The organism is Pseudomonas sp. XP2 (assembly GCF_053557975.1).
In genome coordinates this window covers 71,809-96,167 of the sequence record NZ_JBNRIK010000015.1, presented here as the reverse complement: position 1 = coordinate 96,167, position 24,359 = coordinate 71,809, and the positions used below count along the sequence as shown (strand labels likewise).

Here is a 24,359-nt window from a genome sequence, read left to right as displayed (position 1 = left end):
CCGATCGCTGTATCGGCAGCTGGTCGGGAAAGATGAGGGTAGAGCATTGCCGGCCACAATCCATGGCCTCAGGCCATCACTTTAGCGGGCAAAGACCTCAAGGGCCAGTATCACGCCAGCAGCCCCAGAGATTTGGCCTTGGCCACCGCCTGGGTGCGCCGCTCGACCCCCAGCTTGCTGTTGATATGGCTGGCGTGGGTCTTCACGGTGTGCAAGGAAATGAACAACCGCTCGCTGATCTGCTGGTTGGAACAGCCTTGGGCAATCAGTTCGAGCACTGCCATTTCGCGGCCACTCAGGGCTTCACCGGTACCGGTGTTAGCGCTCGGCAGTTGCGGCAGGCGCTTGAGCAGCTCGGCCTGAACCGGGCAGGCGGCACCTGCCTGCAATTGCTCATGAAGCCATTGCGGATGCTTTTGCAGCAGGGGTTGAAACGGTTGCAGCACTCCGCCCCGCGCAGATTCCAGCAGGCTGGGTAGCAACTGCGCGGCCTGCCCTTCCCGGCCTTCGTCCAGCAGCAGGGAAAGCCATTGGCACAGGGCGCTGACGGTGAGCATCATGCCGCCACTGGCCCGGCCGCACTCGACCAGGCTTGCCAGCCGTTGCACGGCATCGTCGCCACGTAACTGGATGCGCTCGAGCAGCGCCTGCTGCAACGCAATGTGCAACGGCAGCAGCGGGTGGAACTCCGGTGCTGCTGCCGGCTGCTCGCCGCCGTAGGTCTGGCCCAGTCGCAGCAGCCAGGACTCGGCCAGGTCGGTACGCCCCTGGGCCAGCCAGAGTTCGCATTTGACCAGGGTGATCATGGCCAGGTAGTAGACCGGGGGCACGTCCCAGATATGCATCAGGCGCTCGGCCTCGGCCAACTCGGCAAAGGCCTCGGCAAAGTGCCCTTCCCGGCCATCGAGGGTCGCTATGACGCAATGGCCGATAAGCACACTGATATCCCGACAGGCCCGCGCCTCGCCCAGCCCCGCGCGCAAACGCGCACGGCCCTGGGCCGGCTGCAGGCGCGAGACCAGCAGGTAACCTTCGTAAAGCGTCAGGCGCGCACGTACGGCATACAGCCGCTGCGCCGAGAGCCCTTGCAGGCGCTGAAGCCCTTGGCGCACTTCGTCCAGCGCCCGCAATACCTCGCCGCGGGCGTGCAGCACACGTGCCCGGTCGTAATGGGCCAGCGCCTCGAACAACGGGTTGCCAACCCGCTGGGCCAGCTCCAGCGCTTCGCGGTTCCAGCCCCTGGCCCGCCAGAAGTCGCCATCGGCAATGGCCAGATTGGACAGCGTCGACAAGCACACCAGGCGTTGGCCATAGCGCTTGCTCGGCAGGCTCTGCAGCGCTTCGCCGCAATAAGCCAGGGTGCGTTCGCGGTCGCCTCGGCCACGGGCGATGACCCCACTCAGCGCCAGCCATTGGGCCAGCATCGATTTTTGCGCGGTCGCCGAAGGCGCGGGCAGAAAGCGGCTGAGGTAGCCGGCCAGTTCCTCGGCTGCGTCCAGCTGGCAAGCCAGACCCAACGCCCAGCTGTACAGCACGATCAAGCGCGGTGTGCTGATCAGAAGACTGTCGGGCAGGTCCATCTTCCAGCGCAGCAACATGCCGACGTTCTGTTCAGCCAGCAGTTGCTCCTCGGACAGGCTCTGCACCAGGTCGGCCGCGACATCGAGGTGGCCGGCACGCAACGCCTGCTCCACCGCTTCGTCCAGCAGGCCCTGGCTTTCAAACCAGCGACAGGCACGCAGTTGCAGGCCGGCCAGTGGTTCATTGGCTTGCCGGCTGCGCAGCAGATCGGAGAACAGGTGATGGTAGCGGAACCAGTGGCCATGCTCGTCCAGCGGCACCAGGAATACCTGGTGTGCCTGCAGGAAGCACAACACTGCGGCGCTGTCGTGGCGGCCACGCAAGGCATCGCACAACGGGGCGCAGAAACGCTCCTGACAGGCCGTGTCATACAAGAACGCCTGCACGTCGGCGGGCAGCATATCGATGACTTCTTCAAGCAGGTAGTCGCGGATCAGGCCTTCGCCGCCATGCAAGGCCTGGGGCAAAGCTTGCTCGTCCGCCGATTCGCTGGCGGCCAGTTGCCAGAAACGCAACCCGGCCACCCAACCGTCGCTGCGCTGGATCAGATTGTCCAGTGCCTGCCCGCGCAGGCCCGGTGGCTGCCGGCCGATCACCGCCAGCGACTCTTCGGCGGTGAGGCGCAAATCCTGTTCGTTCAGTTCGACAAGCTGGCGCGACAGCCGCAAACGCGCCAGGTGCCAGTCCGGGCGCTGGCGACTGGTAACCAGCAACACCAGGCCGGCAGGCAGGTGGTTGAGGAAGAACTGCAGGCAGCGGTCGAGCACGGGCCCCTGGGCCAGGTGATAGTCATCCAGCACCAGCAGCAAAGGGGTATCGGTTTGCAGGTAAAGCGCCAGCTCGTCGAGCAGGCCGTCGATCCACTCCTCGAAGGCGAACGGCTGGTGACGCTGGCGCATTTTCAGCAAGCCCATGGCCTGCCCGCCCAGTGCCGGGCAGTACTGCTGCAGGCCTTCGAGCAGGCGCTCGAGGAAGCGGCCAGGGTCGGCATCACGTTGGCTCAGGCCCAGCCACAGGCTGCGCCAGTGCTCAGGTAGCGCTTCGCAAAACTCGATGGCCAAGGAGCTTTTGCCGAAACCCGCCGGGGCATTGACCAGCAGCAACCGACCACCCAGCCCGGCGTGCAAGCGCTGACACAGGCGCAGGCGCGGCACATGGCCGTCCGGCAGCGGTGGCCGGAAGAAACGCCCGTCCAGCAGGCCCAAGGCCTGGCTGGCGAATCCATGCGTACGGGACAAGTCTGTCATGGCCGGCTCGTTCTGGGTGGAAGACTACGGCGGTATGGATGCTTGCGAGACTAGCCGGTAACGCAGCGCATTTGAAGATGATGGGCACAATTGCCCCGGAAAAGACTGCGACAAAAAGCAACATGGCTGATGGACAGGAGGCTGGGGCGGGGGTTTGGGTGGGTATTCAGCAGATTGATTGCCCGCTCACACAGGGATTGCACAGCTTTCAAGGCCAGTGCAGTACCGGTAGGAGCAGCCTTGTGCTGCAAAGAGGCCATTGCAGCCGAAGATAGTCTTTAGCCTTACCGGCCTCTTCGCAGCACAAGGCTGCTGCTACAGGGCCTGTGTTTGACTGGAAATTATCGCCGGAGCAGGAAACAGAAACGCCCCGGGCAGGCCGGGGCGTTCTGGAGATCACATGCAGTGGGGAGTGTTCAGATCAACGAATACCCGACTGGCGCAACGCCGCAGGCTGGAAGTCCGCCTTGCTGGCACTGAAGCCAAAATCGTAGGCGCGCTTCTCTTCGTTTTTCATGCCCAGGGCCAGGTAACGACCCGACTGCAGGTCGTAGATGGTTTCCAGGGTGTACCAAGGCACCTCTTTGTTGTAATACGGCTGGGAATGGGCTTCGGACACGCGCCACAGTTGGCCACGACCGTCGTACTGGTCGATCACTGCGGCCTGCCAGGTGTCTTCGTCGATGTAGAAGTCACGCTTGGCGTAGATGTGCCGCTGGCCCGGCTTCAGGGTTGCGACCACATGCCAGACGCGGCGCAACTCGTAACGGGAAAGGTCCTGGTTGATGTGCCCGGCCTTGATGATGTCGGCGTACTTCAGCTTGGGGTCATCCAGCTTGAAGGCGTTGGAGGCGATGTACAGTTCCTTCTTGCCTTCCAGCTTCCAGTCGTAGCGGTCCGGCGCACCGTTGAACATGTCCAGGTTGTCCGAGGTACGCAGGCCGTCGGCGGCGGTACCCGGGCCGTCGTACGACACTTGCGGCGCCTGGCGCACGCGACGCTGGCCGGCGTTGTAGATCCACGCCTTACGCGGCTCCTTCACCTGGTCGAGGGTTTCGTGCACCAGCAGCACGGTCCCGGCCAGGCGCGCTGGCGCGGTCACTTCCTGCTTGAAGTAGAACAGGATGTTGCCCGGGTTTTTTGGGTCGTAATCCTTCATCCTGTCGCGGAATACGAACTGGTCGGAGAAGTAAACCGGGCTGAAAGAGCCGTTCTGCTGCGGCGTGGCCTGGATCACCAAGCGGCTGACACTGCCCCCCCGGTAACGGGTGATGTGGTTCCAGATCACTTCCAGGCCGTTTTTCGGGATCGGGAACGGCACCGCCGTGTCGAAGTTGTTCAAACCGTTGCCGCCTTCCGTCAGCGTGGTCTGGGTGGCGTTTTTCTTGATGGCGGCGAACACGTCCGCAGGTACCGTGGAGCCGCGATGGGTTTTGAATACAGGGATCTTGAAGGTATCCGGGTAGCGCTTGAGCATGGCCATCTGGCCCGGCGAAAGCTTGTCCTTGTACTGCTCGGCGTTTTGCGCAGTGATGGTGAACAGCGGCTTTTCACTGCCATACGGGTCGGCCAGGAAACCCTTGCCGTCGACGCTGCCCGCACTCTTCGACAGCGGCTCCCAAGGGCCGATCGAGCCATCGGCATTGCCAGCCTTTTCAGCCCCCATCGGGGTCAGGGTACTGCCCAACTTGGCCGCTTCGTCGGCGGATACCGCAGCCATGACGCTGGTCGCCAGCAGGGACAGGCCCAGTACACCGGCTTGCAGCAGACTTCTGGTCTTGTTCATGTCGTGTCGTCCTGGATCTGTGTGCTTAGAAGTTCACGCCGAAGCTGAGCGCGACGAAGTCACGGTCATCCACGGTGCTGTACTTGCCATCGAAGAAGTTGGTGTACGACAGGCTCGCCGTGTAGGTGTTCTGGTACTCGGCGTCCAGGCCCAGGCTGACTGCCTTGCGCCCTTCCTCGAAGTTGGCACCAGGGCCTGGCGAATAGCCGGAAACGTCATGCGACCAGGCCACGCTGGGCTTGAGGTTGACCCCGGCGAAGACGTCGTTGTAGTCCCAGATGACCCGGGCGCGATACCCCCAGGAGGTGCTGGTGGTATAGCCGTCGTTCTCGCATTTGCGATTCAGGTTGGTGGTGGACGCCCCGGCCCCTGCGCCGGCGGTGGTGCTGGTATTGAGTGCCTGGCAGGTGTCCGCGCCGCCGGTGGCAGGCAGCGGGCCGGGCCCGAAGACCGGGTCGCGGCCATAGCGGGTCTCGCGGGCGTTCTCCAGGCCACCCACGTGGGTGACCCCCACTTCGCCCACCACTGTCATGCGGCTGGCGCCCATGACCTGGTCAAAGAAGTGCGTCAGAGTGGTCTGGAACTGAGTGATTTCCTTGCGACGGTAGCCGTGCAGGTCTTGCCCGGGGGTACCGGTGAGCAGCGAAGCGTTGCTCAGTGCGCCACCAATCGGACGCACACCCGCGAACAGGATATCGGTGGTATTCAGCTGCACGGGGGCGTTGGGGCGATAGCTGACTTCACCGCTCCAGGCCGTACCCGTGGGCAGCGTAGTGGAGAAGCTCAGGCCGTACAGGCGAATGTCCTCGGGGTACTCGACGAAGTATTCGGAGTTACCGGCCACAATCAGCGGAGCCAGCGCCCGCAACTGTGCAGGCAGCGCGCTCAGGCCGGCGAACACCGACGGTGGGGCACCGGTGGCACTGAAGATCGGCGCGCGGCTGTGGTAGTTCATGAAGTAGGCACCGAACTCGGTGTCCAGCGGGTCGAACATATAGCGCAGTGCCACGCCGAACTGGCCGCTGTCGCGGGCATCACGGTCGGCCCCGCGGCGCACCATTACCCCTTCCTCGTTGATGTTCACACCCCGCGTGGCGAGGAACTGCTGGGCCGCACCAGGCACCGTACGGCTGCTGTTGAGCACACGCAGCTTGTCGGTGCAGCCGTCGGCAATGATGTCCGGCTGGGAGAAGAACGTACCGCAGTTATCAACAACCGTCTGGTCCCACTCGATCTGGTAGAAGGCCTCTGCCGACAGGTTGTCGGTCAGGCTCTGCGAGATGTAGAACATGTTGACCGGGATCAGGCCTTCCTTGATCTCGGCCCCCGGGCGGCGGAACGCCGACACGTCGATGGGGTTGATCGAGTTGATGCCGCCGCCGATGAAGGTACTCTCACCCCAGCTCACCACCTGCTTGCCCAGGCGCACCGAGCCCGGCTGATCGCCGATGGAATAGTTGTGGTAGACAAAGGCGTCGAGCAACTGGGCCCCGGACGACTTGGCGCCCTCCTTGCGGCCAGAGTCGCTGATGTCCTTGAACTCGCGGCCTTCGTCCTTCAATTCGAAGTCGTACCAGTACTTGCCCCGCACGAACACGCCAGTATCGCCGTACTTGAGTTCAAGGTCGTGGATGCCCTTGAAGATCTTGGAGAAGGTTTCGCCCTTCTTGAAGTTCAGGTGGCCATCGTCAGAGGTCTGCGACAGGCCCTTGCCGCCGTTGTTCACCCCGATCAGGTTCTTGTTGGGGTTGGCCGTCGACCAGCTGGCGCCGATGGAGAGCGACGAGTCGAACTGCCCTTCGATTTCACCAATGTTGAAACTGACAGCGAAAGCAGGACTTGCGAGCGTGGAAGCAAGGCTGACGGCCAAGGGCAACTTGGCCCGGCGCCAGAACAGGTTTGCAGATTTCATCGACGCTACTCCATGTACTTTATTGTTATGGCAGTGAGTCCTTTCAAGAACGGCCCGAGCGACCGGTTTGCAGGTTTTCACCTGCGGCGACACGGCTTGCGCGTATCGCCCTCCCCCATTCCTGAAAATCCCCTGGCCCCGACTATAGCCAGCAAGGCACAGGCGCTTGATCCCTCTAAAGTGTGATTTGCGCTCCATGCCGCCAACTCGCTGCAGTGTTGTCCCGGTTGCGGGCTGGCAGAGCTCAAGGATGGCGCATTTCTGCCATTTGGCAAGGTGCCGAGGCCTCTAGCGTGCGGGTCGCGTTCTGAGCGCGCGACCCGCACGGCGTTTACAGCGTGGACAGGAACGCGCTATTGCTGGCCTGCCACTGGACGATGTCCTGTCGGATGCGTTTCTTGTCGAGCTTGCCGACACTGGTCTTGGGAATTTCAGTAACAACGGCGATCTGGCTAGGAATCGCCCACTTGTTGATGTGCCCTTGCTCGACAAATGGCTTGAGATGGTCCTTGAGCGCCTTGGCATCGATGGCCTGGCCGTCGCGCAGCACCAGCAAGGCGAACGGGCGCTCGCCCCACTGCGGGTCGGCCACCCCCACCACCGCCACTTCGCGCACGGCCGGGTGACGGCTGATCAGGTCTTCCAGGTCGAGCGAAGAAACCCACTCGCCACCGGTCTTGATCACATCCTTGATGCGATCACGAATGTCGATGTAGCCCATGCCGTCGAGGGTGGCGACATCGCCGGTGTGCAGCCAGCCCCCCTGCCACAGCTCCTTGCTCTTTTCCGGCTCCTTGAAGTAGCCCATGGTCAGCCACGGCGCGCGCAGCACCAGCTCGCCCTGGGTTTCGCCGTCTGCCGGCAGGAAGTTGCCGTCGCCATCGACAATGGCCGCCTCGACCAGCGGCACAGGCACACCGGCCTTGATGCGGTAGGTGACGCGCTCATCCTCGCTGCCGGCCTGCAGCTCGTCGTTCAGGTGCGCAGCGGAGATCAGCGGGCAGGTTTCGGACATGCCATACGCGGCAGTCAGCTGGATGCCACGCGCCAGGGCAGCCTGGTAAAGCGAACGGTTGAGCGAGCTGCCGCCAATGATGATCTTCCAGCCGCCGAAGTCCTGCCCTTGCGAGGTCGGGCAGTTGAGCAGCATCTGCAAAATGGTCGGCACGCAGTGGGAGAACGTGACCTTTTCTTCGCGCCACAGCTTGACCAGCATGTCTGGCTCGTAGCGCCCCGGGTATACCTGTTTCATGCCAAGCATGGTGGCAGCGTAGGGAATGCCCCAGGCATGTACATGGAACATCGGCGTGATGGGCATGTACACATCGTTGCTGCCCAGCAGGCGTACGCTGTCGATGCTGCCGGTGACCGAAGCTTCGGCCAGGGTGTGCAGTACCAGCTGCCGGTGGGTGAAGTACACACCCTTGGGGTTGCCGGTGGTGCCGGTGGTGTAGAAGGTGGTGGCCACCGAGTTTTCATCGAAATCCGGGAAATCGTAGCGGGGGCTGGCGGCTGCCAGCAGCTGCTCATACTCACCCACCAGGCCGGGCAGCTCGGCAGTCTTGTCCGGGCCATCGGTCAGCAGCAGGGTCTTGTCAACGGTGGTCAGTTGCCCGGCAATGGCCTGGTAGAGGCCGACAAAATCGCTGTTGACCAGCACCACGCGGTCTTCGGCGTGGTTCATGGTGTAGAGGATCTGCTCGGGCGACAGGCGCACGTTGATGGTGTGCACAATGGCGCCGATCATCGGGATGGCGAACATGCACTCCAGATAGCGGTGGCTGTCCCAGTCCATTACCGCCACAGTGTCACCGGCCTTTACCCCGGCCTCGGTCAGCACATTGGCCAGGCGCGCGATGCGTTCGTTGAGCTGTAGGTAGGTCAGGCGCAACTGGTCGCGGTAGACGATTTCGCGGGTTTTTTCATAACGGCTGCCGGACATCAAAAGGCGTTTGATCAGCAGCGGGTAGTCGTAGGCGCCCTCGGTGGGCTTGATGATGCGGGTCTGCAGCATGGGTATCCCTTTTCTGAAAAGCGGGCCGGAAAAGTCTGGGAACTACTGTAGTTCGCGAATGTGACGGCTAAATCAGCCGAAGGAATGATTTGGCTGCGCGGGGTATGAGTGGCATTGTCCGGGGGATGGATCATCCCTGCCCTGCCAACGGAGCCTTACTGATGCCCAGCCCGCGTCGCGCCGTGTTTCTCGATCACCAGTCCCTGGACCTTGGTGACCTCGACCTTTCCCCGCTACGAAGCCAGTTCGATGAACTCGAGCTGTTCGATGCAACCCGCCCTGACCAGGTAAGCCAGCGTCTGCAGGGCGCCGTGGCGGTGGTCAGCAACAAGGTCATGCTCGACGCCGCGACCCTGGCCGCCAACCCACAGCTCAAGCTGATTCTGGTCGCTGCCACCGGCACCAACAATGTCGACCTGGCAGCAGCGCGAGCCCAAGGCATCACGGTATGCAACTGCCAGGGCTATGGCACACCGTCCGTCGCGCAGCATACCCTCGCCCTGCTACTGGCCCTGGCCACTCGTCTGTGCGACTACAACCAGGCGGTAGCCGACGGCCAGTGGGCCAAGGCCAGCCAGTTCTGCCTGCTGGACTTCCCCATCGTCGAGCTGGAAGGCAAAACCCTCGGCCTGCTCGGCCACGGCGAACTGGGCGGCGCAGTGGCGCGGCTGGCCGAAGCGTTCGGCATGCGCGTGCTCAGCGGGCAAATACCTGGCCGCCCGGAGCGCGCCGACCGCCTGCCGCTGGACGAACTGCTGCCACAAATCGATGCCCTGACCCTGCACTGCCCGCTGAACGAGCACACCCGGCACATGCTCGGCGCCCGCGAACTGGCCCTGCTCAAGCCCGGTGCCCTGGTGGTGAACACCGCCCGTGGCGGCCTGATCGACGAGCAGGCACTGGCCGAGGCCCTGCGCAGTGGCCACCTGGGCGGCGCGGCCACCGACGTGCTGAGCGTGGAGCCGCCGGTCAACGGCAACCCGTTGCTCGAACCCGGCCTCCCGCGGCTGATCATCACCCCGCACAGCGCCTGGGGGGCAGTGGAGTCGCGCCAACGCATCGTCGGCCAGCTCAGTGAAAACGCCCAGGCCTTCTTCGCCGGTCAGCCGCGCCGCGTGGTCAGCTGAGCGGGGCGCCCGCCTCTGCTACACTGCGCCACTTTTTCAGGAGGCGTCGTCCATGGACCCGCGCAGTGAAGTATTGCTCCGCCAGGCAGAGCTGTTCCAGGGCCCGCTGCTGATCGCCGGCGCCCCCGCCGATGGCCTGCTCGGCCAATTGCCGCAGGCCCAGGCCTGGACATGGCATGCGGGCGATCACGCCATGCTCGAAAGCCGCTTTGCCGGTCGCAGCCACTATGGTGTCGAGCCACCCGAGGTGGCCTTCGACAGCGCCGTGCTGTTCCTGCCCAAGTCCCGTGAACTGGCTGCCTACCTGCTCAATGCCCTGGCGTCGCGCCTGGCCGGCGGTGAGCTGTACCTGGTTGGCGAAAAACGCGGCGGCATCGAAGGCGCGGCCAAACAGCTGCAGGCCTTTGGCAGGCCGCGCAAGCTGGACAGCGCCCGGCACTGCCAGCTGTGGCAAGTCACGATCGAGCAGGCGCCCGTGGCCAAACCGCTGGAAAGCCTGGCCGAACGCTTCGAGCTGGCCCTGGAGGACGGCCCGTTGCAAGTGGTCAGCCTGCCTGGCGTATTCAGTCATGGGCGCCTTGATCGCGGTACGGCCCTGCTGCTCAAGCACCTCGACGGCCTGCCGAGCGGGCATGTACTGGACTTTGGCTGTGGCGCCGGGATATTGGGCGCAACGGTCAAGCGCCGCTATCCGCAAAGCCGGGTCACGCTGCTTGACGTGGATGCCTTCGCCGTCGCGGCCAGCCGCCTGACGCTGGCTGCCAACGGCCTGGAAGGCGACGTTATCAGCGGTGATGGTATCGACGCGGCCCCCACCGAACTGAGCCTGATTTTGAGTAACCCGCCGTTTCACACCGGGGTGCACACCAACTACCAGGCTTCGGAAAATCTGCTGAAAAAATCGGCCGTTCATCTGCGAAAAGGCGGTGAAATGCGCCTTGTTGCCAACAGCTTCCTGCGCTACCAGCCGCTGATCGAAGGGGCGCTGGGCAACTGCCAGGTGCGCGACGACGCTGACGGTTTCCGTATCTATCAGGCAACACACGGATAAAAACAGCGCTTGCCGAAAGCGTTTTGCCTAGGCAGAATCCGCACCGTCCTAGGGGAGTAGTCTCCCGCGAGCACCCTGCTCGCCCGGTACGCGTCAACATACTTGGTCAACAGACCATGGCGCGTGCGACCCACCATGCCAGCACGCATGGAGAGATCCGCAAAGACGGATCCAGGGTTTGACAAGACCTATGACACGCACACCTTACCCGGGGCGGGGAGGCTGTACGTGTCATAGCCGTGTCGACCCGCCCCCGTAGGAATCCTGATGCTGGAATCTCTGTTGGTCCCCACCGCTATCGTTGCCCTCGCCGAAATCGGCGACAAGACGCAACTGCTCGCGCTCATTCTCGCTGCCCGCTTCCGCAAGCCGTGGCCGATCATCGCCGGCATCATCGCCGCCACCCTGGCCAACCATGCTGCGGCCGGTGCCGTGGGCGCCTGGTTCGGCAGCTTCTTCAGCGACTCGGCATTGCACTGGATCCTCGCCGCGAGCTTCACCGCCACTGCGCTGTGGACCCTGGTGCCGGACAAGATGGATGACGACGAGAACCCGGCGCGCCGCTTCGGGCCGTTCCTGACTACGCTGATCGCGTTTTTCCTGGCCGAAATCGGTGACAAGACCCAAGTCGCCACCGTCATGCTGGCGGCGCAGTACCCGCACCTGATCATGGTCATTATCGGCACCACGCTGGGCATGCTGATTGCCAACGTGCCGGTGGTTCTTGCGGGTAACTTTGCAGCAGACAAACTGCCGTTGACCCTGATCCGTCGCCTGGCGGCCACAGCGTTCTTCGTGCTGGCAATTGTGGCCGTGTACTCGGCGATGAAAGCCAGTGGCTGGGTTGGCTAAATGCTGAAGGGGCTGCAAAGCAGCCCCCTTGCGGTCTTACTGCTTTGCCGCCTGATACAGCGGCATCACCTTCGGAATCGCCGCCTGCAGCGAAGCAATACGGCTCGCGGATGCCGGGTGAGTACTCATGAACTCGGGCGGTGCACCTTCGGAAGCCTTGCTCATCTTGTTCCACAAGGTGATCGCGGCATTCGGGTCGTAACCGGCACGCGCCGACAGCTCCAGGCCGATCAGGTCGGCCTCGTTCTCGTTGGCCCGGCTGTTGGGCAGGGTCATGGCGTAGTTCACCACCGTGTCGGCCATGGCCATGCTGCCTTGGCCGAGGCCGAAAATGGCGCCGGCACCCTGGCGGGCCATTTCCACGCCATACGCCTTGGACATGGCCTCGCGGCTGTGCTCACGCAAGGCGTGGGCAATCTCGTGCCCCACCACTGCGGCAATTTCCGCATCGGTGAGCTTGAGCTGATCGATCAGCCCGGTGTAGACGATGATCTTGCCGCCCGGGCCGCAGTTGGCGTTGAGCTCGTCGCTTTTGATGACGTTGACCTCCCAGTTCCATTGCGCGGCATCCGGGCGGAACTTGGGCGCCTGGGCGATCAGGCGGCTGGCGATCGCCTGCACACGCTTGGCATCGGCGCTGGACTTGTCGAGCACACCCTTGCTCGATGCCTCACCCAGGGTCTGCTGGTAAGACTGGGCGTACATCTGGTTGACCTCATCGGTCGAGAGCATGCTGAACATGTACTGCTGGCGCTCGACGCCAACGGCACCGCCGCTGGTGGTGTTCACTGCCTGGCAGCCGGCCAGCAGGATGCCAGCACTGAGCAGGCTGACGACAAAAGACTTACGCATGAAAACACTCCCTTTTTACATGCGCCGTATCCTAGGCCGAGTCGCCAGTGCCCGCTATAGCCGTAGGGAAGATTCTTCACATCCGGGTACACCTGCGCCCACACCCGATCGCGCGTAGGCAGCTTGTCTTGTAATGCATCACACCGGCGTTTCGCTGGCGTGATGACTGCCACTAGCCCCAGTTATCGACTATCACCGAAAGTCAATGATCGGCACCGGTTTCATGTTCCGTACAGCAAGAGAATTCCGCAGCCGTGCCATGCAGGTTCACTGGCACATGGTTCGACTCGCCCAACGCCTCTCCTGTTTGCGGGTCATAGGATTTGACCACTGCGTTGCCATCGACCAACCTTCGAGTGACCACAGAAAAATCGCCTGAAGCGTTGGCGTAGGTAATCCCGCCTTCTGGGTCATACCAACCCATATCAGGATCATTGGTGGTTTTCAGGCGGCTCCCAGGGCGGGCACCCCCCCTTATTTCGATACCATCTGAATGCGGCTCAACTGCGTCGATCTGCGTTTCGGCCTTCACGTGGAGGGTGGACGGGTCCGGCTCTGGCATAGGCAGCCTCAAATCTCGGATCGCATCAAGTGTGCGCGAGGTTGGATGCCAACCCCATCGAGTGAAGAATGTTGTGAGATCGTGCTGCGCAGCCCATGCGCTGGTGACCATGAAGTAATGACGGTATTGAGCGTCACCCTGGCCAGGTTCATGGTTGCCATGACTACGGCTTTCACGATGGAGCCGATGAAAGAACGCGTCGCCGTAAGCTGTCCTCAATTGCTCCCACATGATGAGGCGGACAAACTCGTCATTGTCTTCAAACTTCTTATTCGGATCGGAACTATTCAAAAAGGCATGCGCTTCACGGTCGTAAGGCACCACCCTTGAATATTTTTTTTGCGCGCGCTGCACTGCAAGGGAAAATATATTGACGGAATTCTCAGTCAACGCATTTGCGCTCCATGAAATTTGGTGCTGCATATGACCCAACTCATGCCAGATTCCCCAGTCGCCGCGCACACCGTCGGGAGTCAGTAGCGACCTGCCGTATTGCGGTAGACTTATTCGATAGTGAGTGGCATTAGGGTTGCCACTTTCCTTCTCCGAGACCAATATGCGCAGCGGACTGGGTGGTTCTTGTTCCGCACCATAACCAATTGCACCGATTTCATTTTCAACTCTTAGAATTTCTTTGTATTCGTCTAATACAGCCGAGGGATCGTGACTCTTATAGGCATAAGCCGTCTCCCACCACGCGGTGATAACAACTTTATCACTCATGAGCTGCACTGGCGCTCGCCCATGCTCCTTGGCAGCCTCAAGCATCTGGCCCCACTGATCTACGGACGTTTCGCCTTGTATAAATACAGGTACTCGATGTGAGTTAGCAATGCATTCAAAATTAATCGTTACCTCCTCGACGGTCGGGCCCACCCCATCAGGTATTACCCGCACCCATAATAACCCGCCTTCCGGATCAGTGACGATTCCAGGGTATTCTGGCATTTCATGGGTACGAGGGCATTCAGTCTCGGAGCCTTGTATATTGAAGCCGGGAGTTCCGACGAGGAGTTGCATCTTCACGTTTGCCCTAGGCGGCAGCGAGAATTGATACCGGACATAACCTCTGGGCTCGAGGAAGATGCCCGTGGGCTGAAAATCAGCATAACCGAACCAACGGCCAAAGACTCTTGTATCTGAATCCGTCGAAGGTAAAACCCTGAATGCCGTGAGCGCAGACGAAACAGCAAGTTTTTCCTGGCCTGACAATGCATTATTTTTCATCATCAATCCCCTCAACAGCTGCACCAAGTAGGTACGATCAACCTTATGGCGGGCCCTGGAGGTGGTCAACTAGCAGAAATACTAGGCGTTATAGGCAGTCCACTACAGTCATAACGGCGTCAAACACTCCGGCGCATCCAGTTTCGGGTCATTGACGAAATTGGCCAAGGCCCGCTCTCGCAATATTGCCGAGGGGCTGGCCAGCAACTCGTGCAAGCGGGTGATCGGCGTATCCGGGTCAAGCCACGCCGCCTGCGCGGCCTCGTCCAGTATCAGCGGCCGACGCTGGTTCATGGCTGCCTGGGTCACCACAGCACAGCTCAGCCACACTTGGTCCTGCACCGGATAGGCCTCCCACACCGCTGCAAAATACAGCGACGAGCCCTCCCCCGGGGTCAACCAGTACGGGCGTTTACGCACGCTGCCACGCCACTCGTAAAAGCCGTTGGCCGGCATCAGGCAGCGACGCTGGCGAAAGGCATCGCGAAACATCGGCTGCTCGGCCAGGGTTTCGGCGCGGGCGTGGGCAGGTGTGCGGGACAGGTCAGTGAGCCAGGCCGGGGTAAGCCCCCAGCGCGCCTTGGCCACTTGCTGCTGGCCCTCGAGCTGGCGCTGGATCAGCACCGAAGCCCCGGGTGAAATGTTCCATTGGGCCGGCTGGCCTTGGGGGAAGCCAGGCAGGCTGGCAAGCGCCTGGGGCCAGCGAAACAGGGCATAACGTCCACACATGGGCGAATTCAGAACCTAGCAGATCAAGGTACCGGGGAAGCTCTCCGGTTCGTCGCCAACCAGTGGCTGGGCATCATTGTACGCATCGATCAGCTGCCGTGCGTACTCGGCCTGCTCATCCGCCACCGCAAGCCCCAACAGACCTTGCAGGGGCAGTTCGCCTACGCCCCCCATCAAGTCACGGCCCACCAGCTGCACGTTGATGCCCTCACTGGCCAGCATACCGAGCAGCATTTCGGCCTCGAGCAGGTTTTCAGGTTCGTAGATCCGTCGCATCAGTCATTCTCACCGAAGACATCCAGCATCCATTCCTCGCCATGCACCTGCAGCAAGAAGCGGACAGGCTTGCAGCACACCTGACAGTCCTCGAAGTACTCCTGATCGCCACCGGACAGGTCCACCGTGGTTTCGACTTCTTCGCCACAATAAGGGCAATCGTAGTTGGCAGTTTCCAGCATCGCGGCCTCCGGGGTGACTTATGCGTATAATTGCCGGTCTGTTTACAGGGCCTGTGTGTGTCCGAGCCGTTTTTCGGAGCCCGCCCCTACCTATTACCCTAGCCGTTTCCAACAAGAGAGCATGATGGGCGAATTCGATGCCATCCGACCGTACGACGACGCTGAGGTGCCTGCCGTCCTGGCACGCCTGCTCAGCGACCCGGCATTCCTCGATATCCTCACCCACTTCCGCTTCCCGCGTGCGGCCGGTGCTCTCGGCTGGTTGCTCAAGCCGCTGATTGCCCGCCGCCTGCGCAAGGAGTTTGCCGGCGTCACCTGCGTTTCGACCTTGCAGGACAAAGTCGAGTACTACGTCGACCAGACCATCGACCGCGCCACCGACGGCGTTACTTATTCGGGCGTGGAACAGCTCAAGGCAGGCACCGCCTACCTGTTCCTGGCCAACCACCGTGACATCGTCATGGACCCGGCCTTTGTCAACTACGCGGTGTACCACGCAGGCTTGCCCACCCCGCGCATTGCCATTGGTGACAACCTGCTGCAAAAGCCCTTTGTCAGCGACATGATGCGCCTGAACAAAAGCTTCATCGTGCACCGCTCGATCAGCGGGCGCCGCGAGAAGCTGGCGGCTTACCAGTTGCTCTCGGCCTACATCAACCACTCGATCCGCAACGACGCCACGTCGATCTGGATTGCCCAGGCCGAAGGCCGCGCCAAGGACGGTGACGACCGTACCGATTCGGCGATCCTCAAGATGTTCCACATGAGCCGCAAGGACGAGCCGTTCGGTGCGGTGATCCAGAGCCTCAACCTGACGCCGGTGTCGATCAGCTACGAATATGATCCGTGTGACCAGGCCAAGGCCCGCGAGCTGTACATCCGCGCCACTACCGGTACCTACACGAAGGCACCAGGCGAGGATGACAACAGCATCGCCAAGGGCATTACCGGCTACAAGGGCCGCGTGCACATCAACTTCACCGCGCCGGTGACCGCGTACCACGAGGATACCAAGCAGCTGGCAGCGGAAATCGATCGGCAGATCCTTGGCGGTTACCGCCTGTTCCCGGTGCACTACCTGGCCTATGCGATGTGGGAAGGCAAGGACGAAGCGTTGCAGGTGCCGAGTGCCGAGAAGGTGTTCCCGGCGGACGAGCTGGCCAAGGCCAAGGAAGAATGGCAGCGTCGGCTGGATGCCTGCCCCGAAGAGCAGCGGCCTTACCTGGTGCTGCAGTATGCGACGCCAGTGCGTAACCAGTACCAGGTCAGGCAGCAGGCACCTGTAGCCTGATCGATCCCGGGGGCTGCGTTGCAGCCCTATCGCGACACAAGGCCGCTCCCACAAGGCATGCGCAATACCCTGTGGGAGCGGCCTTGTGTCGCGATGGGCCGCAACGCGGCCCCAATGGTTCTCAGACCCAGGTACTGAACCAGGACAACAGCAACGCCATCGCCAGGCACGAAAAACCAAGAATGTAGAAGTAGCGTGGCACCCGCAGGTCGAACGCGTCCACCACCCCCTCCTCCACAGCCATGTATTCGCGGGTCTCGGCCTCGCGCCGCCGGGCACTGTGCAGCAGCAACCCGCCTGGGCAGGTCAGCAGCAGCGCCAGCAGGTTGATCAACTTGGTGGGATGGGCGGCCAGAAACCCCCAGAGCACTTGCAAGGACATCACGCAACCTCGGTGTGAGAAGCGGCAAAGGCCCGCATTCTACCCAACTCGCTGCCCCGCGCCCGGCATGGGCGACAAACTGTCATTAAATTTCATCTGTCATCCGCTCGTCATCTGAACAGGCCACCCTGTCGGCCTTTCATGACCCGGAGCTTGTTCATGTTGCACGCCGAAAACCAGGACCGTCTCTACCTCGTTGCCCAGAGCGATGAACAACAGGCGTTGATCGATGGTTTTGCCATCAATGTGCAGGACCGCCAGTGGCTGGTCTACTGTGCGTTGGGCGGGCATGTGCATGAAGATTTGCCGGAGGTGGATGCCGGGACGGGCTTCAGCTTGCTGGATTTCTACGTAGAAGCAGCGTAAGCCTGAACCGGCCTCTTCGCGGGTGAACCCGCTCCCACAGGGACCGCACCGGATCCGAGGCCTGCGCTGGACCTGTGGGAGCGGGTTTACCCGCGAAGAGGCCAGCACAGGCAACAAAAAACCCGCTACCTGACACAGGGAGCGGTTTTTTTCATGCAGCCAAACGCTTACTGGCCCAGCACCTGCCCGATGGTCGGGTCTTTGAACAGGCGGGTCAGGGCATCGCTCAGCACATCGCCCACCAGCTGGGTGTTGGTGTCCTGGTTCGGCGCCATGCCGAAACGCTGGTCCAGCGAAGCGCCGTAACGGCCGCTGTAGCTACGGCCGCCATTGCGCACGTCGGCACGGAACGTGGCGCCGATGGTGGCCTCGGTCACGTACAGGTTGTCTTTGGGCGACTGATATTTCAGCTCGGCCAGGGTCACGGTCAGCTGGGGTGCACCAGAGGCGTTCGGCGTAGGGGTGAAGCCGAGCAGGCGCACAGCAGCTTCGGCCTGGGCCTGCAGCTTGGGCACCACGTCATTACCGCTGACGCTGATGGTGCTGGTCTCGGGGTACATGCCACCACGGGTACCCAAGGATTGCGAAGGCCGGCCGTCAACCACCCGGACCACGACCGGCTGGCCGTGGCCCACCGGGGCGAGCTGAGCCTTGAGCGTGGGTTGCGGGTTAAGTTGTTGCGGGCTGTGGGCACAACCGACCAGGCTGAGGCTGGCCACGGCGATCAAACCGAACAACAGACGTTGCAACATGCGCGTTTCTCCAGAAAATGCGGCAAAGGCCCACAGTATACCTAGCCAGGCACAGACCAGTCATCGGCCCGACCCGCTTGTCACAATCGTTTCATGGCCACGCCCTTATCCTTGCGCCAAGCCCTCACGCAAAGGACTCGCCGCCATGGCCTCGCTCTGGACTCTGCTCTTCCAACGCCCGCGCCACACCGCCTACGCCCGCCTCGATGCCCAAGGCAAATGCCTGGCCTTCAAGCAATGCAGCCAGGTACCGAGCGGCAGCGGCTGGGTTCAGGTCAGTGAAATCCAGCTGGCCTGGCTGGGTCGCGAACTGCCCGCCGACGCCAGGGTTTGCGCCCGCGCAAGCCGCCGCTGGCACCAGCGCATCCTCGCGGCCTGACAAACGCTGCAATAAAAACCACGAATGGCGACATTTCTGCCCGCGACATCGCTATAATCTCCCCCCGATTATAAGGACGTCTCCTGATCGGGCCCCGCACTCGCCGATTGACCCCGGCAACTTCACCGCTTCGCCCACAGAGAGCCTTCCACTCAGGTCTTGCATCGGCTGTCGTGCCTGCTTTTCCGGCCCTTCACACTGCATGAACCTGCGGGTTGCCATCGCGCAGTCCCCTTTTGAGGTTCACGTCTCCAAAAGAGCGTGAAAAAACGGTTTTCACAACTTCACAAGAGTGTGGCGAGCAAATGAACAGTCTGGCATGTGCAAAAGCGGCAGATGTGTCCCGAACAGCCCTGAACAGGCGGCAACTGCGCTCATCCCGTATGAGTGTCTGAACCGTTCCATAACGCACGCACGACACCTTGACCATAAGTCGAATTGCCGCACCCGTGGCAAACGGCGTTCAATAGCTGAACCCGAAGACTGATTGGCGGTGTCCGCGGAAGTTGCAAGAACTGCGAAAAGTCGGACATGGCGACCCTGGCTACCCCAGGTCCTATGCTGTCAATTAGGTAGCTGTAGATTGTGGAGACGCGTTAAATGGCGCAGAACGAATCGGTTGATGTAGTACTGGTAGGCGCGGGCATCATGAGTGCCACCCTGGCCGTACTGCTGAAGGAGCTTGACCCGACCCTGAAGCTTGAGGTCGTCGAGGCGATGGACTCCGGAGCCGCGGAAAGCTCCAACCCCTGGAACAACGCAGGTACCGGCCACGCTGGTCTGTGCGAGCTTAACTACACGCCCCAGGCCGCCGATGGCAGCATCGACATCAAGAAGGCCGTGCACATCAACGCCCAGTTCGAGGTTTCGCGCCAGTTCTGGGCTTACCTGAGCAAGAAGGGCAACTTCGGCTCGGCGCGTGCATTCATCAACCCTGTCCCGCACCTGAGCTACGTCGAGGGTGACAAGGGTGTTTCCTTCCTCAAGAAGCGCTTCGAGCTGCTCAAGCAGCACCATGCCTTCGCCGAGATGGAATACACCGAAGACAAGGCGGTGATGAACGACTGGATGCCGCTGATGATGCCTGGCCGCCCAGCCGACCAGCACATTGCAGCTACCCGTGTAGCCAAAGGCACCGACGTCAACTTCGGCGCCCTGACCAACAAGCTGCTCAAGCTGCTGGGCGACTCGCCGGACGCGCAGGTGAAGTACAGCAAGAAGGTCGTCGGCCTACGCCGTAACGGCAGCGGCTGGACCGTGAGCATCAAGGACGTCAACAGCGGCGGCAGCCGCGAAGTCGACGCTCGCTTTGTCTTCCTCGGTGCCGGTGGCGCGGCCCTGCCGCTGCTGCAGGCGTCCGGCATCCCGGAAAGCAAAGGCTTCGGCGGCTTCCCGGTCAGCGGCCAGTGGCTGCGTTGCGACAACCCGGAAATCGTCAAACAGCACCAGGCCAAGGTCTACAGCCAGGCCGCCGTGGGCGCCCCGCCGATGTCGGTACCGCACCTGGATACTCGCGTTGTGGACGGCAAGACTTCGTTGCTGTTCGGCCCGTACGCCGGTTTCACCACCAAGTTCCTCAAGCACGGTTCGCTGATGGACCTGCCGCTGTCGGTGCGCATGGGTAACATCGGCCCGATGCTGGCCGTGGCCCGTGACAACATGGACCTGACCAAGTACCTGGTCAGCGAAGTGATGCAGTCGATGGAGCAGCGCCTGGAAGCCCTGCGTCGCTTCTATCCGCAGGCCAAGGCCGAAGACTGGCGCCTGGAAGTGGCTGGTCAGCGCGTGCAGATCATCAAGAAGGACCCGAAAAAAGGCGGTGTGCTGCAGTTCGGTACCGAGCTGGTCTCGGCCCAGGACGGCAGCCTGGCCGCACTGCTCGGTGCCTCGCCAGGCGCTTCGGTGACCGTGTCGATCATGCTGGAACTGATCGAACGCTGCTTCCCCGAGCAGGCCAAGGGTGCCTGGGCTGCCAAGCTCAAGGAAATCTTCCCGGCGCGCGAGAAAACGTTGGCAACCGATGCTGCCCTGTACCACAAGATCAGTGCCGAAAACGACGTGGCGCTGGACCTGGTGGAAAGCAGCCCGGCGGCCAAGCATTACGCCTGAACCGACCGGTAACGAAAAAACGCCCCTCGGGGCGTTTTTTTGTGCCTGGATCTCTATCAACCGCGGGCGCGGTCGATGATCTCGATGTACTCAGGCGCATTGCGCTGGTCGGCGATCTGCTCAACGAAGGTTTTACCGTGCTCGTCCTTGCCATCCAGGTCCAGGCCAGCTTCGACAAAGAAGCCGACAAAGCGCTCGAAATCGTCTACGCGCAGCCCACGGTAGGCCTTGACCAGCTTATGCAGCGACGGCGAGGTCACACCATCGGCCGGTTCGAACTGAAGGAACGACTTGATGTAGTCGTCGCTGATTTCGTCGCCGATTACCTGTTTCTTGTCTTTACGCATTGCCGACTCCAACTGGACCATCACGGGATTTCGAAGGCCGGCAGTTTACCCCTCGCAGGCCGCGTGCCTCAACGCGTACGTACGGTACCAGTGTGCAGGTCGGCCCAGATGTGACCATTGCCGTAGGTGAGAAACTGCACATACAAGGTTTCGTTGCGTAGCAGGTCCATGATCACCCGGTAGTCACTGACCGGGTAATTCAGGCTCAAGGTGCGGCTTTTTTCGTCATACACAGGCTTCTTCAGGCTCTTGGCCGCTTCGCCATCGAAGGTCAGCAGCACCTGGGCGATGGTCGCACCTTTGCTCAATGGCTTTCCCTTCAGGCGCACCTGCAACGAAGAGGTGATCGGGATAGGCTGCTGGTCGGACTGGCGCTGGGCCCCCACCACCACCGAGTAATCGGTCACTTGCAGCAGTTGCTGGCCGGTCGGCGCTTCCTGGCGCAGTGACTGGTCGTCAGGCGGCAGGAACTGGCTGTGCAGCGGTGCGGCGGCCAGTGGCAGGCTGACCGCCAACAGGAGGGGAAGAATCGCACGCATGTGAGGCTCCTTGAATGAAGGAGCACTCTAGCATGCAGGGCGGCGCTTGATTACAGCCCCTTGACGGCGAAAATGCCGTTGGCATTGCGCCAGTAGCCTTTGTAATCCATACCGTAACCGAAGATGTAGCGGTCGACACACGGCAGGCCCACGTAGTTGGCCTTGAGGTCCGGGCTGGCCTTGCGGTCGTGGTCCTTGTCGATCAGCACCGCGGTGTACACCGAGCGTGCGCCGGCATGCTTGCAGAACTCGATGATGGCGCTGAGGGTGTGGCCTTCGTCGAGGATGTCGTCGACGATCAGCACATCACGGTCGATGAACGACACTTCCGGCTTGGCCTTCCAGAACAGCTCACCGCCGCTGGTCTGGTTGCGGTAGCGGGTGGCGTGCAGGTACGAAGCTTCGAGCGGGAACTGCAAGTGGGTCAGCAGTTTGCCGGAGAAGATAAGGCCACCGTTCATCACGCAGAACACCACCGGGTTCTTGTCGTGCAGGTCCTTGCAGATCTGCTCGCCGACGTTGGCGATGGCCGCTTCGACTTCGGCTTCGGTGTACAGGCAGTCAGCTTCACGCATGACTTGACGGATGTGCTCGAGATCGGCGGACATGGCGCTCTCCGGGGGTGCATTTTGGAAAAGCGGGCAAAGGTACGCATCCGCTCGTCCCAGATCAAGCATTTATGGACTAACGTCCAAAATGACCAGACGACAGCACAGGTTGAATAGATTAATCTAGCGCGGTTTTTTTGCCCGCCTTTCGGAGCCCCCTATGCCCACTCGTGAGATCCGCCACCCGCTGATCCGCCACAAGCTCGGCCTGATGCGCCGTGCCGATATCAGCACCAAGAATTTTCGCGAACTCGCCCAGGAAGTCGGCGCGCTCCTGACCTATGAAGCCACCCAGGACCTGCCACTCGAAACCTACGAGATCGACGGCTGGTGTGGCAAGGTGCAAGTTGAAAAAATTGCCGGCAAGAAGATCACGGTAGTCCCCATCCTGCGCGCCGGCATCGGCATGCTCGACGGCGTGCTCAGCCTGATCCCGGGTGCCAAGGTCAGTGCCGTCGGCGTTGCCCGCAACGAAGAAACCCTCGAAGCCCATACCTACCTGGAAAAACTCGCGCCGGACATCAACCAGCGCCTGGCCCTGATCATCGACCCGATGCTGGCCACCGGCGGTTCGATGGTCGCCACCATCGACCTGCTGAAAAAGGCCGGCTGCAAAGAGATCCGGGCCATGGTCCTGGTCGCCGCGCCAGAAGGCATCGACGTGGTGGAAAAAGCCCACCCGGACGTGAAGATCTACACCGCCTCGATCGATCAGCGCCTGAACGAACACGGCTACATCGTGCCGGGCCTGGGCGATGCCGGTGACAAGATCTTCGGCACCAAGCAAAAGGACGCCTGACCATGCAGGACGGCTTCAACGACCCGCTCTGGCGCCAGGTCGTTTCGGGCGCGCAGATGCTCTTCGTGGCATTTGGCGCGTTGGTACTGATGCCACTGATCACCGGCCTCGACCCGAACGTCGCGTTGTTCACCGCCGGCATCGGCACGCTGCTGTTCCAGCTGGTTACCGGCCGCCAGGTACCGGTTTTCCTGGCCTCCAGCTTTGCCTTCATCACCCCGATCATCCTCGCCAAGGGGCAGTTCGGCCTGGCCGAGACCATGGGCGGCGTGATGGCTGCAGGTTTCGTGTACACCTTCATGGGCCTGATGGTAAAAATCAAAGGCACCGGTTTTATCGACCGCATGCTGCCGCCTGTGGTGATCGGCCCGGTGATCATCTCCATCGGCCTGGCCATGGCACCGATTGCCGCCAACATGGCAATGGGCAAGGGTGGGGACGGCGTTGCGTTGATGCCCTACAAGACCGCCATGCTGATCTCCATGCCAGCCCTGCTGACAACCTTGATCGTCGCCGTGTTCGGCAAAGGTATTTTCCGCCTGGTCCCGATCATCTCCGGCGTGCTGGTGGGCTTTGCCCTGTCGTTCGCCTTTGGCGTGGTCGACACGGCCCGGATAGCCGCCGCACCGTGGCTGGAAATCCCCAATTTCACCGCACCGGCGTTCAACTGGCAGGCCATCCTGTTCATCGTCCCGGTTGCCCTGGCGCCGGCCATCGAGCACATCGGCGGGGTGATCGCGGTCGGTAGCGTGACCGGCCGTGACTACCTGAAAAAGCCTGGCCTGCACCGTACCTTGCTAGGTGACGGCCTGGCCACCACGGCGGCCGGCCTGTTCGGCGGCCCGCCCAACACCACCTACGCGGAAGTAACTGGCGCGGTGATGCTGACCAAGAACTACAACCCGAAGATCATGACCTGGGCGGCGGTCTTCGCCATTACCCTGGCGTTCATCGGCAAGTTCGGCGCGCTGCTGCAAAGCATCCCGGTGCCAGTGATGGGCGGTATTCTGTGCCTGCTGTTTGGTTCGATCGCAGCGGTGGGCATGAACACCATGATCCGCCACAAGATCGACCTGGCCGAAGCGCGCAACCTGGTGATCGTGTCGGTAACCTTGGTGTTTGGTATCGGCGGCGTGCTGATCGGCAGCGGTGACGGCCCGGACGACTGGGGCCTGAAGGGCATCGCCCTGTGCGCCATCGTGGCGATTGCCCTGAACCTGATCCTGCCGGGTAATGATGGATGGAAGCACAAGCAGCTGGATGATCACTTGCCTTGATCCGGCTTTAACCCGAACCGCCCCTATCGCCGGCACGCCCGCCCCCACAGGTACACCACAGGCTTCAGATACTGTGTTGCTCCTGTGGGAGCGGGCTTGCCGGCGACAGGGC

23 protein-coding genes and 1 riboswitch are annotated in these 24,359 nt (G+C 61.8%); of the genes, 9 read left to right on the top strand and 14 right to left on the bottom strand.

Annotation, left to right across the window (positions count from 1 at the left end):
* Positions 1 to 110: 110 nt before the first annotated feature.
* The 4 genes from ACK1VC_RS17340 to ACK1VC_RS17325 all read right to left on the bottom strand — a co-directional run bounded on the left by ACK1VC_RS17340 (position 111) and on the right by ACK1VC_RS17325 (position 8,540).
* Positions 111 to 2,828, bottom strand: coding sequence for a LuxR C-terminal-related transcriptional regulator (locus ACK1VC_RS17340; RefSeq protein WP_060517682.1), 2,718 nt, complete (start codon positions 2,826 to 2,828; stop codon positions 111 to 113).
* A gap of 421 nt (positions 2,829 to 3,249) precedes the next feature.
* Entirely contained in the window at positions 3,250 to 4,614 is a 1,365-nt protein-coding gene (locus tag ACK1VC_RS17335; RefSeq protein ID WP_016484899.1) for a DUF1329 domain-containing protein, read from the bottom strand.
* A gap of 25 nt (positions 4,615 to 4,639) precedes the next feature.
* On the bottom strand, positions 4,640 to 6,526 hold the full coding sequence (locus tag ACK1VC_RS17330) for a DUF1302 domain-containing protein (RefSeq protein ID WP_449117999.1): 1,887 nt from the start codon (positions 6,524 to 6,526) through the stop codon (positions 4,640 to 4,642).
* A 331-nt stretch (positions 6,527 to 6,857) separates the two neighbouring features.
* Complete coding sequence (locus ACK1VC_RS17325; RefSeq protein WP_016484897.1) at positions 6,858 to 8,540, bottom strand: fatty acid--CoA ligase; 1,683 nt, start codon at positions 8,538 to 8,540, stop codon at positions 6,858 to 6,860.
* A 161-nt stretch (positions 8,541 to 8,701) separates the two neighbouring features.
* Between ACK1VC_RS17325 and ACK1VC_RS17320 the strand changes: the two genes are divergently transcribed.
* The 3 genes from ACK1VC_RS17320 (at position 8,702) to ACK1VC_RS17310 (ending at position 11,570) form a co-directional block, all read left to right on the top strand.
* Positions 8,702 to 9,667, top strand: a complete 966-nt coding sequence (locus tag ACK1VC_RS17320) for a 2-hydroxyacid dehydrogenase (protein WP_191087266.1) — start codon at positions 8,702 to 8,704, stop codon at positions 9,665 to 9,667.
* 52 nt (positions 9,668 to 9,719) lie between these two features.
* Positions 9,720 to 10,718 carry a class I SAM-dependent methyltransferase gene (locus ACK1VC_RS17315; protein WP_023049459.1) on the top strand — a complete coding sequence of 333 codons (999 nt, stop codon included), beginning with the start codon at positions 9,720 to 9,722 and terminating at the stop codon, positions 10,716 to 10,718.
* 39 nt (positions 10,719 to 10,757) lie between these two features.
* Positions 10,758 to 10,898: riboswitch (yybP-ykoY riboswitch) on the top strand.
* Between the two features lie 87 nt (positions 10,899 to 10,985).
* A complete protein-coding gene (locus ACK1VC_RS17310) occupies positions 10,986 to 11,570 on the top strand; it encodes a TMEM165/GDT1 family protein (protein ID WP_016484894.1) in 585 nt (194 codons plus the stop codon).
* Positions 11,571 to 11,606: 36 nt separating this feature from the next.
* On the opposite strand, the gene ACK1VC_RS17305 is transcribed toward ACK1VC_RS17310, so the two are convergent.
* The 5 genes from ACK1VC_RS17305 to ACK1VC_RS17285 form a co-directional block, all read right to left on the bottom strand.
* Positions 11,607 to 12,422 (bottom strand): M48 family metallopeptidase, encoded by an 816-nt coding sequence (locus ACK1VC_RS17305; RefSeq protein ID WP_016484893.1) that lies wholly within the window; start codon positions 12,420 to 12,422, stop codon positions 11,607 to 11,609.
* 202 nt (positions 12,423 to 12,624) lie between these two features.
* A complete protein-coding gene (locus ACK1VC_RS17300) occupies positions 12,625 to 14,214 on the bottom strand; it encodes a M60 family metallopeptidase (protein ID WP_191087265.1) in 1,590 nt (529 codons plus the stop codon).
* Between the two features lie 105 nt (positions 14,215 to 14,319).
* Complete coding sequence (locus tag ACK1VC_RS17295; RefSeq protein ID WP_016484891.1) at positions 14,320 to 14,940, bottom strand: SOS response-associated peptidase; 621 nt, start codon at positions 14,938 to 14,940, stop codon at positions 14,320 to 14,322.
* 15 nt (positions 14,941 to 14,955) lie between these two features.
* Positions 14,956 to 15,216: a putative signal transducing protein gene (locus ACK1VC_RS17290; RefSeq protein WP_016484890.1), complete on the bottom strand. Its 261-nt coding sequence runs from the start codon at positions 15,214 to 15,216 to the stop codon at positions 14,956 to 14,958.
* On the bottom strand, positions 15,216 to 15,398 hold the full coding sequence (locus ACK1VC_RS17285; protein ID WP_016484889.1) for a CPXCG motif-containing cysteine-rich protein: 183 nt from the start codon (positions 15,396 to 15,398) through the stop codon (positions 15,216 to 15,218). Before ACK1VC_RS17285 ends, ACK1VC_RS17290 begins: the two co-directional genes overlap by 1 nt.
* Positions 15,399 to 15,519: 121 nt before the next feature.
* Here ACK1VC_RS17285 and ACK1VC_RS17280 point away from each other — a divergent pair, with 121 nt between their 5' ends.
* A complete protein-coding gene (locus ACK1VC_RS17280) occupies positions 15,520 to 16,689 on the top strand; it encodes a 1-acyl-sn-glycerol-3-phosphate acyltransferase (RefSeq protein WP_080640993.1) in 1,170 nt (389 codons plus the stop codon).
* A 121-nt stretch (positions 16,690 to 16,810) separates the two neighbouring features.
* Here ACK1VC_RS17280 and ACK1VC_RS17275 read toward each other — a convergent pair whose 3' ends face one another.
* Positions 16,811 to 17,071 (bottom strand): hypothetical protein, encoded by a 261-nt coding sequence (locus ACK1VC_RS17275; protein ID WP_016484887.1) that lies wholly within the window; start codon positions 17,069 to 17,071, stop codon positions 16,811 to 16,813.
* 159 nt (positions 17,072 to 17,230) lie between these two features.
* Here ACK1VC_RS17275 and ACK1VC_RS17270 point away from each other — a divergent pair, with 159 nt between their 5' ends.
* Positions 17,231 to 17,437, top strand: coding sequence for a hypothetical protein (locus ACK1VC_RS17270; RefSeq protein WP_016501484.1), 207 nt, complete (start codon positions 17,231 to 17,233; stop codon positions 17,435 to 17,437).
* 167 nt (positions 17,438 to 17,604) lie between these two features.
* Here the strand turns inward: ACK1VC_RS17270 and ACK1VC_RS17265 are convergent, their stop codons facing one another.
* On the bottom strand, positions 17,605 to 18,189 hold the full coding sequence (locus ACK1VC_RS17265; RefSeq protein WP_016484885.1) for a YajG family lipoprotein: 585 nt from the start codon (positions 18,187 to 18,189) through the stop codon (positions 17,605 to 17,607).
* 145 nt (positions 18,190 to 18,334) lie between these two features.
* Between ACK1VC_RS17265 and ACK1VC_RS17260 the strand changes: the two genes are divergently transcribed.
* Both ACK1VC_RS17260 and mqo read left to right on the top strand, forming a co-directional pair.
* Positions 18,335 to 18,568, top strand: coding sequence for a hypothetical protein (locus ACK1VC_RS17260; RefSeq protein ID WP_060517690.1), 234 nt, complete (start codon positions 18,335 to 18,337; stop codon positions 18,566 to 18,568).
* A 600-nt stretch (positions 18,569 to 19,168) separates the two neighbouring features.
* Complete coding sequence (gene mqo / locus ACK1VC_RS17255) at positions 19,169 to 20,677, top strand: malate dehydrogenase (quinone) (RefSeq protein WP_016484883.1); 1,509 nt, start codon at positions 19,169 to 19,171, stop codon at positions 20,675 to 20,677.
* 56 nt (positions 20,678 to 20,733) lie between these two features.
* On the opposite strand, the gene ACK1VC_RS17250 is transcribed toward mqo, so the two are convergent.
* The 3 genes from ACK1VC_RS17250 to ACK1VC_RS17240 form a co-directional block, all read right to left on the bottom strand.
* The gene (locus tag ACK1VC_RS17250; protein WP_016484882.1) at positions 20,734 to 21,024 is read right to left on the bottom strand and encodes a PA4642 family protein; all 291 of its coding nucleotides are present in this window, start codon (positions 21,022 to 21,024) and stop codon (positions 20,734 to 20,736) included.
* A gap of 68 nt (positions 21,025 to 21,092) precedes the next feature.
* A complete protein-coding gene (locus ACK1VC_RS17245) occupies positions 21,093 to 21,563 on the bottom strand; it encodes a hypothetical protein (protein WP_016484881.1) in 471 nt (156 codons plus the stop codon).
* A 50-nt stretch (positions 21,564 to 21,613) separates the two neighbouring features.
* Positions 21,614 to 22,171 (bottom strand): hypoxanthine-guanine phosphoribosyltransferase, encoded by a 558-nt coding sequence (locus tag ACK1VC_RS17240; RefSeq protein ID WP_012270498.1) that lies wholly within the window; start codon positions 22,169 to 22,171, stop codon positions 21,614 to 21,616.
* 160 nt (positions 22,172 to 22,331) lie between these two features.
* Here ACK1VC_RS17240 and upp point away from each other — a divergent pair, with 160 nt between their 5' ends.
* Both upp and ACK1VC_RS17230 read left to right on the top strand, forming a co-directional pair.
* On the top strand, positions 22,332 to 22,970 hold the full coding sequence (gene upp / locus ACK1VC_RS17235) for a uracil phosphoribosyltransferase (RefSeq protein WP_016484880.1): 639 nt from the start codon (positions 22,332 to 22,334) through the stop codon (positions 22,968 to 22,970).
* Positions 22,971 to 22,972: 2 nt separating this feature from the next.
* Positions 22,973 to 24,247: a uracil-xanthine permease family protein gene (locus ACK1VC_RS17230; RefSeq protein ID WP_016484879.1), complete on the top strand. Its 1,275-nt coding sequence runs from the start codon at positions 22,973 to 22,975 to the stop codon at positions 24,245 to 24,247.
* Positions 24,248 to 24,359: the final 112 nt, after the last annotated feature.